Raw genomic sequence first — 10,043 nt, 5'->3', positions numbered from 1 at the left:
CCCCGTGCGTGCCTTAAACCTCCCTGCTATCCCGGTCGCCTGTTTTTTTTGCTTAACCACCGCGATTTTCGCCCGTCTTTTACGTGTGTGCCGGAAAACAACCAGCGAAGCGCAGTTGTTTTCCGGCACTCTCGTCATCGACCCAAAGGGGCGAAATGCCCGCCGAGCGAAGCGAGGCCATCAAGCACAGCCATCAAACACACCCCCCAGCGAAGCGAGTCAATCAAGCACGGCCTCATCGGCGGCTGCCCGGCCGGAATCCCAGCCTTCCAGGCTGTCGACGCGGCTGGCTCGGGTGCGGACCGTGTGGGGGAAGACCTTGTCCATCACGGCGCGGACCTCGACGTCCCGGCTGCGCAGGACCGGCAGCAGGTCGCTGTGCCCGGAGAATTCGCGGACGGTCACCTCGCGCAGCCGTTCCCCGATCCGGATGCCGTAGGCGACCAGGAAGGAGCGGCGGAACGCCTTCACCCGCGCTTTGCCCTTGGCCGGCTCGTCCCGGGTCATCGCCCGGTTCGCCTGGACCAGCAGGGAGGTGTGCAGCAGTTCGACGGCGTCGATGTCGGCGTCGAAGCCGAAGATCGTGCTGAAGCCGAGTTCCGGTGACCAGACCGTGCGGCATCCGTTGGCCCGGGCGACGGCGTCGAGCAGGCCGGCCTTCTCGTTCTCGTAGGGGTGGTCGACGCCGATGCGCCGCGCGAACGCGGTGACGCCGGCCGTCGGCGCGGTGACTTCCTCGATCCGGTACCGCGTGATCAGCTCTTGCGCCTTCGCGCTGTAGCTTTCCGCCTCGGCCGGGAAGTCGGTGGCTTCGGCCTTGGCCAGCAGTGCCCGGACCCGGTCGAGGAGTCGCCGGTCGGCGTGGTGGTGCACGGTCGTCGCCGGTGTCCCGGGCGGTGGGATGAGGATCTCGACGGCCGGGAGGCGCCGCAGCTCGGGCAGAAGACCCAGCGACGCGTCCAGCACCGCGATGCGGTCCCGTCTGCGCTGCTCGGAAGAGCCTTGCAGCTGTACGGCCTGTGCCCGCCACCCGTCGTCGACCGGCTCCCGGCCGATCATGAAGGTGGTGGCTGCTTCCGCGACGAGCCGTCCTTGGATCGGGTCGCCGCGCCGCGCGATGGCCCGGTGCAGCTCCACCGGTTGCCAGCCGCCGGTGAACAGCCGCTCGAACTCGCCTCGCAGCGCCGCGGTCAGCGCGGCGTCGGCCTCCGTCGCCGGTGACCCGGTGAGCAGGTCCAGCGCGGTCTCGTGGTCGAGCTCCCCGGCCCGGACACGTTCGACGATCTCCCAGGCCGACATGGCTCGAATGCTAGCCGCCGAGCTGCGATTTCCTGGTGGCGGTGACCGGGTTCGCGGGGTGACCGTGCCCACCCGGCGGAACCGCGAGCCGGCCGGGGTCGATGCCTTGACCGTGCCCACCCACGGAGATCGCCCTTGCGGCCTGAGCGTTCTGGGCGCCCCGCGCCCTGCTCAGGTCGGAAGGGTCCCCGCGGGAGCGACGGTCGGTACCCCGGCGGAGAGGGGCAATGAAGAATTTGATCGTGATGTTTCAGGGCGGGGAGGGTGGTGCGGACCCTCCCCGCCAAGGGGCGGCGCTCACGGATCACACGGGTCAGACGTCGAGGTCGTTCTCGATGCGGCGCAGCTGGTGCCGCGACATGGCCAGGTTGGCCCGGTCGCGGCGCAGCGCCACGTAGAGGAACAGCCCCTTGCCCGACCGGCTCGTGAGCGGCCGGATCATGTGGTACTGCGTGTCGAGGGTGATGAGGATGTCCTCGATCTTCTCGGAGAGGTTGAGCATCTCCATCGCCCGCAGTTTGGCCCGGACCACGTCGGTGTTGCCGGCCGCGGCGACCGTCAGGTCGAGGTCCTTGCCGCCGCCGAGGGTGCCCAGGGCCATGCCGCTGGTGTGGTCGACGAGAGCGACGCCGATGCAGCCGTCGATCTCCATGATCTCTTTCAGTGCGGTTTCCATCTCGGCCATGAGATTCGTTCCTCCGTTGTGGTGGGATGGCGGCTCGCCGTGACGACGGCGGCGCCGGATGGGATGCGGCGGATGCCGCGGGTTCTGCACCTGCCGGTCAGCCGGCCGCCGTGCGGCGGCGCGAGACGTTCGGCAGGGTGGCCATCGGGGTCCGCCGGGCCAGCGGGACCGGTGCCGGTCCGGTCTGTTGCGGGATCTCCGGTCGCCGGTGCTGCTTGTGCTGGACCGTCTCCACCGCGATGAGCTTGACGATCCGGCGTACGCATCTCCGGGCCTCCAGGTGCACCATGGCGAGGTTCGCGTCGCCCGAGGTGACCACGGTGAGCAGCGCGTTCGGACCGGCGGTGTACGAGGTGATGTAGCCGCCGTCGCACTCGACGACGGACTCGCGCAACTCGCCGTGGTTGACCGCGTGGGCGAACCGGCGCGCCAGCGCCAGATGTGCCGCGGCGAGAGCGGCCAGGGTGTCCGGTTCGATCCCGTGCGAGTCGTGCGCGACGACCATCCCGTCGGCGGTGGCGAGCACGCTGCCGGACAACTCTGGCACCCTGCTCCGCAGGCGGCCGAGCTCGTCGAGTACCGCCGGATCCACCGTCATCCTGGGACGCTCCTTCTCTCGATCGGGGGTGCGCGCGTCACCGCAGTGCCCTCAGTGCGGTGCGTATGCGCTTCAGCAGGACTTCGTCGGTGCCCTGATGCACCGGCGGGTTCTCGGTGGCCAGCTCCTTCGGCAGCTTGGCCCCGGGTTTACGGCGGGCGAGCCGGGGCAGCCGGTTCGGCCCGGTGTTCCCCTCGCCCGGTGGTGGTGGCGCCGGTGGGGGGAGCGATGGTGGTGGTCCGCTCATCACCGGCACCGCCGGGGACTCCTCGATCGCCGGGACGGGACGGGCCACCGGGGCCGCCTCGGCGCGGTGCTGGGGGAGCCGGACGAAGTCAGGGGCCTCCGGCGCCCGTACCTCCGGGAGCTCGATGAGCCCCAGGGCCGCGAGCCGCCGCAGTTCCTGGATGGTCGCGTAGCCGGCGCGCCCCAGCAGCAGCGCCAGGTCGGCCGGGGTGCGCTGACCGTCCGCGTGGATCAGCAGCTCCCACTGCAGGGCGGTCACCGTCACCCGCTCCCGCGGCGGACGCGCGACCGGGGTCACCGGGTGCGTGTCGATCCGCGGGTTCGGGAAGATGTCGTCGAGCAGCGTGGCCCGTCGCCGTACCTCCCGCAGCACGGCGACGGTGTCTATGTGCACGACCGCGCCCAGCCAGTGCGTCGCCGCCGGCAGGAAGTCCACCGGTGCGCCGGCGGAGGTGAGCACGAAGTACGCCGCGTCGTAGGTCGCACCGAGCATGCACAGCTCCAGCTCGCCCTGGGTCAGGTGACCCTGCTCGACCAGCAGCCGGCCCACCCGGGCGGTCGAGGTGCCCAGGTCGAGCGCGTTCTGCCAGGTGCGCCCGGCCAGCCGGCCGGACGAGGTGAGCAGCTCGCCCACCCCGGGCGCGGCCGGCGACTCGGCGTAGATGACGCGCCCCTCGAAGACGTAGACCGCGCCGCCGGGATGGCCACCGACCACCAGCGCTCCGGTCTGCCGCCCGTCGGCGACCTGCGCGAGCAGGTCACCGGGGGTGGCGGTCTTCGTGGCGGCCACCGTTACTCCTCACTGGTGTGTGCGTTGGTCTTGTAGCCGGTCATGACGTGACGAGTTCGTCGGCCAGGCGCTGCATCTGGCGGCGGGCCACGGCGAGGTTGCCGCGGGCCCGGTCCAGCCAGACGTAGAGCACCAGGCGACTGTCGAATTCGGTCTGGACGACCCGCAGGAGGTGGTAACCCCCGGCCGTCGTGATGATCAGGTCCTCGAGCAGGTCGTGCGGGATCGCCGAGACGAACAGCGACCTGCTGTTCGCGGCCTGGACCACCTCGGCCGTGCCGGAGGCCGCGGCCTCGTGGTCAGCATTGGGTGCGGCTCCGGTCGTGGCGACCGGGAAACCCGTGGTGTAGTCGACGATGCTGGCTCCGACGGCGCCAGGGATCGTCATGGCCTCCTGTAGACAGTTATCGACGCCGGGCACTTCTCTCCTCGACGTGCTTTCTGGGTCTTTCCTGCTTATGGCGTACGGCCGCATCGCCGTTCCCCGCCACCGTGGGCCATCCTCCGGTGACACAGAACCGACAGGTCGCACGCTTTGTGCGTCATGGTCCGGAGGCCCGTAACCGTTACCCGGGACCGCCGTGAACCCCGAGAGCCTGGGCAGTCCGTGGGTTCCCCTGCCGGACGGCGGGTCCGTTCCCGTGCCGTCGGTCACCCGTCGGAGTCGCGTAACCTGATCGTCACACGTCGATAGTCGGGAGGTCGCATGCCCAGTCGTTGGGAGCAGGTCGTGGTGGACGCGAAGGACCCGGCCCGGCTGGCGCGCTGGTGGGCCGAGGCGCTCGGCTACACGATCGTCGACGAGGGCGACGACCGTGACGGTCACTTCGTCGAGATCCGCCGCCGGCCCGACGAGCTGCCCGGGCTCCTCTTCGGCGAGAGTGCCGACGTCAAGTCGGTGAAGAACCGGCTACATCTCGACCTGCGGCCGGACGATCAGGAGACCGAGGTGGAACGCCTGGTCGGGATGGGGGCCCGCCCGGTCGGCATCGGCCAGAGCGACGTGCCGTGGGTGGTGCTGGCCGACCCGGAGGGCAACGAGTTCTGCGTGCTGGCGGCCAAGGCTGCTGCCCAGTGATCTGCCCGGAAGCAGCCCACTTCCGGTTTTTCCGCCGCGGATCAGCTCAATAACGGAATTCGGCCATCAGGGCGCGGAGTTCGTCGGCCGCGCCGCTGACGAGTTCCGCCGAGTGCCGGGTGGTGTTCGCGCCCTCCGCCGTGTCCGCGCTGGACGTGCTGATGTGCGACACCGTGCCGCTGATCTCGGACGCGGCCGCGGACACCGCGCCGACGTTGCGGGCCAGCTCATCGGTGGTCGCCGACTGTTGTTCGACCGCGGCGGCGATGGTCCGCTGCCCGTCGTCGATCCGGTTGATCACCGCCGAGATCGCCTCGATCGCCGTCGCCGTGCCCTCGGTCATCTCCTGGATCGCCAGAATCTTCGCGGTGATGTCGGCGGTGGCCTGCGCGGTCTCCTGAGCCAGGTCCTTCACCTCGGTCGCGACCACCGCGAAGCCCTTCCCGGCCTGCCCGGCCCGGGCCGCCTCGATGCTCGCGTTCAACGCCAGCAGGTTCGTCTGCTCGGCGATGTTCGTGATCATCTGCACGATGTCGCCGACCTCGCGGCTCGCCTCGCTGAGCTTGGCCACCGCGTTCGCGGTCCGGTTCGCGCTGGTGGTGGCCTCGCTCGTGGTCGTCGCGGCGGACAGGGCCTGCTTGGCGATCTCCCGGATCGACGCGGACAGCTGCTCGGTCGCGGCCATCATGTCGTTGACCGAGCCGGAGACGTTGCCCGCCGACGCGTCCGCGCTGCGCGCCTGCGACGACGTCGCCTCGGCCGACTGGTCCAGCGTGCCGGCCAGCATCCGCAGCTCCGCACTGGCGTCGGTCAGGACCGTCACCCGATCGGCGGTGGCCGAGACGGTGCCCTGCAACGCGGTGGTCGCCTCGTTCAGCGCGGCCGCCATCTCGCCCAGCTCGTCCCGGTTGATCACCGGGGTGCGGACGGTCAGGTCCCGCCGGGCGAGGGCCCGCAGCGCCTCCAGCATCCCGCGCAGCGGGCGGCGGACCGCGCGGACGGTCAGGGCGCAGGCGGTCGTGGTGATCAGCGCGGCCAGCAGCGCCGCGATCACGATGAACCGGTTGCTCGACGCGGACGCCTCGGAACCGCGGGCGGCGGCCGCTTCGACCTCGGCGTACATCCGGTCGTCGAGGTTCCCCAGCTTGCCTTCCAGGTCGGAGTAGACCGTCAGGAAGTCCGGCACCTTCTCGGCCGCGGCGGCATGATCGGTTCCCGCGGTGGCGACCATGTCCTCGGCCGCGCTGATGTACTTCAGGACCGAGGGGCGAATCGTCGCGTAGTCCGCTTTCAGGCTGTCCGGGGCGGATCTCGTGGCCTCGTCGTACATGCCGATCAGGGTCTGGCCGTGCTCGGTGACCTCCTCGACGGCCAGCCGGGCGCGCATCGCCGCGGTCGTCGCGTACATCGCCGACATCACGTCCGCCCGCAGCGCGTCGTGCATCATGTCGGCGTTCCACTGATCGCTCATCGCCTCGCTGACCGCGGCGATCTCCGTGTTGGCGGCGGACTGGTCCGACGCGTTGCGCACGGCGAACCCGGTCACCAGGCCGACCGACAGGAGCCCGGCGGCGCCCATCACGACGAGACGACCCACGATCGTGACGCCTCGGCGCCGGGAAACGGACTCCACGGCTGTACCCATCGGCAACATCGAAAACCGGCTGAGCGACCTAAGGTGATCACATGACGGCTGCCGACGCCCAGCGCTGGGCCTCCGAGCCCGCCAAGGACAGCGGCTACGGACGGACCCCCTACCAGCGGGATCGCGCCCGCGTGCTGCACTCGGCCGGCTTCCGCCGGCTCGCCGCCAAGACCCAGGTGCACACCGCCGGGTCCGACGACTTCCTGCGTACGCGTCTGACCCACTCCCTGGAGGTCGCCCAGATCTCCCGCGAGATGGGCGCCCGGCTCGGCTGCGACCCGGACGTGGTCGACGTCGCCGGGCTGGCCCACGACATCGGGCACCCGCCGTTCGGTCACAACGGCGAGGCCGCGCTCGACCTGGTCGCACAGCCGTGCGGCGGCTTCGAGGGCAACGCGCAGACGCTGCGGGTCCTCACCCGCCTGGAGGCCAAGGTCCCCGGGGCCGGCCTCAACCTGACCCGCGCCACGCTCGACGCCTGCTCCAAGTACCCGTGGTTCCGCCGCTCCGGCACCCGCAAGTTCGGGGTCTACGCCGACGACGAGCCGGTCTTCACCTGGCTGCGCGACGGCCGCGCCGACGACCGCCGCTGCCTGGAGGCGCAGGTGATGGACTGGGCCGACGACGTGGCGTACTCGGTGCACGACGTCGAGGACGGCGTCCACGGCGGCTACCTGCACCTGGGGCCGCTGCTGCGCGACCCGGCGGAACGGGCCGAGCTGTGTGCGGACGTGGCCGCCACCTACTCCGACGAGACGCCCGACGAACTCGGCGAGGCACTCGACCACCTGCTCGCCGATCCGGCCGTGGCGGCGGTGGGGGACTACGACGGGTCGTACGACGCGCAGATCACCCTCAAACGGATGACCAGTGTGCTGACCGGCCGGTTCGTCTCGTCCGCGGTCGGCGCCACTCACAGTCAGTACGGGACTGACCCGATGCGCCGCTACGACGCCGACCTGGTCGTCCCGCGAACCGTGCGCAACCAGTGTGCGCTGCTCAAAGGCATGGCCTTCCGGTACGTGATGCGGACCCGGGCGGCCGAACACTGGTACGAGCAGCAGCGCACCATCATCGCCGAGCTGGTGGCGGCGCTCAGCCGTACGCCGGAAAGGTTGGATCCGCTCTTCCGGCCGTTGCACGCGGCCGCCTCGTCGGACGCGGAAGCCCTGCGGGTGATCATCGATCAGGTGGCGTCGCTCACCGATCCGGCCGCCGTGGCCTGGCACCGCGACCTCGCCTGACGCCGCGCCCGGACCCTGCTGGCGGTTCCGCCGCCGGGCGAGGCAGGATGTATGCCGTGGCGGGCAGGGTGAAGGACGAGGACATCGCGCTGGTCCGCGACCGCACTTCGATCGCCGACGTGATCAGCGAGACCGTGACGCTGCGCTCGGCCGGTGGCGGCAACCTGAAGGGCCTGTGCCCCTTCCACGACGAGAAGTCCCCGTCGTTCAACGTCTCCCCGGCTCGCGGCGTGTATTTCTGCTTCGGGTGCGGCCAGGGCGGCGACGCCATCAAGTTCCTGATGGACGCGGAGCACCTGTCGTTCGTCGAGGCGCTGGAGCGGCTGGCCGGAAAGGCCGGGATCCAGCTTCGGTACGACACCGACGGTCCCCAGCCGTCCGGTCCGCGCCCCCAGGCCGGGCAGCGGCAGCGGCTGATCGCCGCGCACGCGTCCGCCGTCGAGTTCTACCGTGACCAGCTCGGCTCGCCGGGCGCGCGCAAGGCCCGCGAGTTCCTCGCCGGTCGCGGTTTCGGCCGCGACGCCGCCGAGAAGTACGGGTGCGGGTTCGCCCCCGACTCGTGGGACGCGCTGAGCAAGCACCTGCGTCTGCAGGGCTTCACCCAGGACGAGTTGATCACCGCGGGCCTCTCCAAGACGGCGCGGTCGGGGTCGCTGATCGACCGGTTCCGCCGCCGGCTCCTGTGGCCGATCCGGGACCTGAGCGGTGACGTCATCGGTTTCGGCGCGCGCAAGCTGTTCGACGACGACGACGGCCCGAAATACCTGAACACGCCCGAGACGCCGATCTACAAGAAAAGCCATGTGCTGTACGGCATCGACCACGCGAAACGGGAGATCGCCAAGCGCGGCCGGGCGGTGATCGTCGAGGGCTACACCGACGTCATGGCCTGCCACGAGGCCGGCGAGCTGACCGCGGTGGCGACGTGCGGCACCGCGTTCGGCATCGACCACATCGGCGTGCTGCGCCGCCTGCTGATGGACAGCGACAGTTTCACCGGCGAGATCATCTACACCTTCGACGGGGACGCGGCCGGGCAGAAAGCGGCGCTGCGCGCGTTCGAGGAGGATCAGCGTTTCGTCGGGCGCACGTTCATCGCGGTCAGCCCGGACAACATGGACCCGTGCGATCTGCGCCTGACCCGCGGCGACCTCGCGGTGCGCGACATGATCGCCGGGCGTGAGCCGCTGGTCGACTTCGCGCTCCGGCACACCATCTCCCGCTTCGACCTGGACACGGTCGAGGGCCGGGTCGAGGCGATGCGCAAGGCCGCCCCCCTCGTCGCCAAGATCAAGGACAGGGAGAAGAGGCCTGAGTACGCGCGGAAGCTCGCCGGCGACATCGGCATGGACCTGGAGCCGGTGCAGCGTGCGGTGAACAACGCGTTGCGCGGCGAGGCCGCCGAGCAGCGGTCGCCCGGCCGTCCCGCGAAGGCCGACTCGCCCCAGCGTCTGGTCGAGCGGGAGGCGCTGAAACTGGCCCTGCAGGAGCCGGCGCTGGCCGGCCCGATGTTCGACGCGCTCGGCCCCGAGAATTACGCCGACCCGGTGCTGGCCGCCCTGCGCGAGGCGATCGCCCAGGCCGGCGGCGCGTCCTCGGCCACCGCCGGTGTCGTCTGGATCGAGAAGGTCCGTGACTCCTGCACCGACCTGGGCGCGCAGGGCCTGGTCAGCGAGCTGGCGGTGGAGCCGCTGCGGGTCGACGGCGCCGCCGACCCGCGCTATGTGCAGATCACCCTGGCCCGGTTGCAGGCGGCCGCGGTGACCACCCGGATCCGCGACCTGAAATCGAAGGTCCAGCGGCTCAACCCGGTCACCCACAAGGATCAGTATCTGGCGCTCGCCGGGGAGCTCTTCTCGCTGGAACAGCAGGCCCGCGCCCTGCGCGATCAGGCAGCAGGTGGAATGTGAAGCTCTTCCGACGCCGGCCCGCGCTGCCGGCCGAGCACCGTCCCCCGCTCGACCCGGAGGAGCGGGTGCTCACCTGGTCCCGGTCCGAGGAGGGCGTGCTCGTCGCGACGAACCGGGGCATCTGGCTGCCGGGCGCCACCGAACGCCTCGGCTGGCACGAGATCCACAAGGTCGCCTGGTCCGGGCGGGAACTGCGGATCACCCCGGCCGAGGTCGCCGAGGAACGGGACGGTTACACCGTTCTGGTGGACGGGCCGACGGCGACGTTCCTGCTGCTGGAGCCGGGGGAGCTGCCGGATCAGGTGCGGACCCGGGTGACCCGCTCGGTGGCGTACACGACGCATCACGAGCTGGAGCGGGGCGCCGTCCGGGTGGTCGGCCGCCGCGTGACCGGGCAGGACGGGCTCAGCTGGGCGGTCCGCTACGACGCCGGCTCGTGGACGGACTGGCCCGCCGTGATCGAGGCGACCGACGAGTTGGTCGACGGGGCACAGAAATCTGTCGCACCCCCTCCGTAAGGTGCGGGGCGTGACAGCCCATCCGACCAC

General features: G+C 70.8%; 10 protein-coding genes. 4 read left to right on the top strand and 6 right to left on the bottom strand.

The features are described from left to right. Nucleotides 1–219 precede the first annotated feature (219 nt). From ACH442_RS03310 to ACH442_RS03290, 5 genes are all read right to left on the bottom strand, one after another. Nucleotides 220–1,299 (bottom strand): DUF2786 domain-containing protein, encoded by a 1,080-nt coding sequence (locus ACH442_RS03310; RefSeq protein WP_396120914.1) that lies wholly within the window; start codon nucleotides 1,297–1,299, stop codon nucleotides 220–222. A gap of 313 nt (nucleotides 1,300–1,612) precedes the next feature. Continuing rightward, nucleotides 1,613–1,984 (bottom strand): hypothetical protein, encoded by a 372-nt coding sequence (locus ACH442_RS03305; protein WP_396120913.1) that lies wholly within the window; start codon nucleotides 1,982–1,984, stop codon nucleotides 1,613–1,615. A 97-nt stretch (nucleotides 1,985–2,081) separates the two neighbouring features. Then, on the bottom strand, nucleotides 2,082–2,582 hold the full coding sequence (locus ACH442_RS03300; RefSeq protein ID WP_396120912.1) for a roadblock/LC7 domain-containing protein: 501 nt from the start codon (nucleotides 2,580–2,582) through the stop codon (nucleotides 2,082–2,084). A 37-nt stretch (nucleotides 2,583–2,619) separates the two neighbouring features. Continuing rightward, entirely contained in the window at nucleotides 2,620–3,618 is a 999-nt protein-coding gene (locus ACH442_RS03295) for a DUF4388 domain-containing protein (protein WP_396120911.1), read from the bottom strand. 40 nt (nucleotides 3,619–3,658) lie between these two features. Further along, nucleotides 3,659–4,006, bottom strand: coding sequence for a hypothetical protein (locus tag ACH442_RS03290; RefSeq protein ID WP_396120910.1), 348 nt, complete (start codon nucleotides 4,004–4,006; stop codon nucleotides 3,659–3,661). Nucleotides 4,007–4,324: 318 nt separating this feature from the next. Here ACH442_RS03290 and ACH442_RS03285 point away from each other — a divergent pair, with 318 nt between their 5' ends. Then, nucleotides 4,325–4,696, top strand: a complete 372-nt coding sequence (locus tag ACH442_RS03285) for a VOC family protein (protein WP_396120909.1) — start codon at nucleotides 4,325–4,327, stop codon at nucleotides 4,694–4,696. A gap of 46 nt (nucleotides 4,697–4,742) precedes the next feature. Here ACH442_RS03285 and ACH442_RS03280 read toward each other — a convergent pair whose 3' ends face one another. Next, nucleotides 4,743–6,341 carry a methyl-accepting chemotaxis protein gene (locus ACH442_RS03280; RefSeq protein WP_396120908.1) on the bottom strand — a complete coding sequence of 533 codons (1,599 nt, stop codon included), beginning with the start codon at nucleotides 6,339–6,341 and terminating at the stop codon, nucleotides 4,743–4,745. A gap of 41 nt (nucleotides 6,342–6,382) precedes the next feature. On the opposite strand from ACH442_RS03280, the gene ACH442_RS03275 reads away from it, so the two are divergent. Genes ACH442_RS03275 through ACH442_RS03265 form a run of 3 tightly spaced genes read left to right on the top strand, consistent with a single transcriptional unit; the run spans nucleotide 6,383 to nucleotide 10,013 of the window. After that, nucleotides 6,383–7,585, top strand: a complete 1,203-nt coding sequence (locus tag ACH442_RS03275) for a deoxyguanosinetriphosphate triphosphohydrolase (protein WP_396120907.1) — start codon at nucleotides 6,383–6,385, stop codon at nucleotides 7,583–7,585. Nucleotides 7,586–7,632: 47 nt separating this feature from the next. Then, a complete protein-coding gene (gene dnaG / locus ACH442_RS03270) occupies nucleotides 7,633–9,495 on the top strand; it encodes a DNA primase (RefSeq protein WP_396120906.1) in 1,863 nt (620 codons plus the stop codon). After that, nucleotides 9,492–10,013 carry a hypothetical protein gene (locus ACH442_RS03265; RefSeq protein WP_396120905.1) on the top strand — a complete coding sequence of 174 codons (522 nt, stop codon included), beginning with the start codon at nucleotides 9,492–9,494 and terminating at the stop codon, nucleotides 10,011–10,013. Before dnaG ends, ACH442_RS03265 begins: the two co-directional genes overlap by 4 nt. The last annotated feature ends 30 nt before the right edge of the window (nucleotides 10,014–10,043 follow it).

It is taken from the genome of Actinoplanes sp. NPDC020271 (genome assembly GCF_044388125.1).
Taxonomy (GTDB): Bacteria; Actinomycetota; Actinomycetes; order Mycobacteriales; family Micromonosporaceae; genus Actinoplanes.
This window is presented reverse-complemented; position numbering and strand designations above follow the sequence as displayed.

Coding starts and splice junctions, on each gene's coding strand:
- ACH442_RS03280 (WP_396120908.1), bottom strand. CDS start 6,341: ATGGGTACAGCCGTGGAGTCCGTTTCCCGGCGCCGAGGCGTCACGATC.
- ACH442_RS03290 (WP_396120910.1), bottom strand. CDS start 4,006: ATGACGATCCCTGGCGCCGTCGGAGCCAGCATCGTCGACTACACCACG.
- dnaG (WP_396120906.1), top strand. CDS start 7,633: ATGTATGCCGTGGCGGGCAGGGTGAAGGACGAGGACATCGCGCTGGTC.
- ACH442_RS03300 (WP_396120912.1), bottom strand. CDS start 2,582: ATGACGGTGGATCCGGCGGTACTCGACGAGCTCGGCCGCCTGCGGAGC.
- ACH442_RS03285 (WP_396120909.1), top strand. CDS start 4,325: ATGCCCAGTCGTTGGGAGCAGGTCGTGGTGGACGCGAAGGACCCGGCC.
- ACH442_RS03310 (WP_396120914.1), bottom strand. CDS start 1,299: ATGTCGGCCTGGGAGATCGTCGAACGTGTCCGGGCCGGGGAGCTCGAC.
- ACH442_RS03275 (WP_396120907.1), top strand. CDS start 6,383: ATGACGGCTGCCGACGCCCAGCGCTGGGCCTCCGAGCCCGCCAAGGAC.
- ACH442_RS03305 (WP_396120913.1), bottom strand. CDS start 1,984: ATGGCCGAGATGGAAACCGCACTGAAAGAGATCATGGAGATCGACGGC.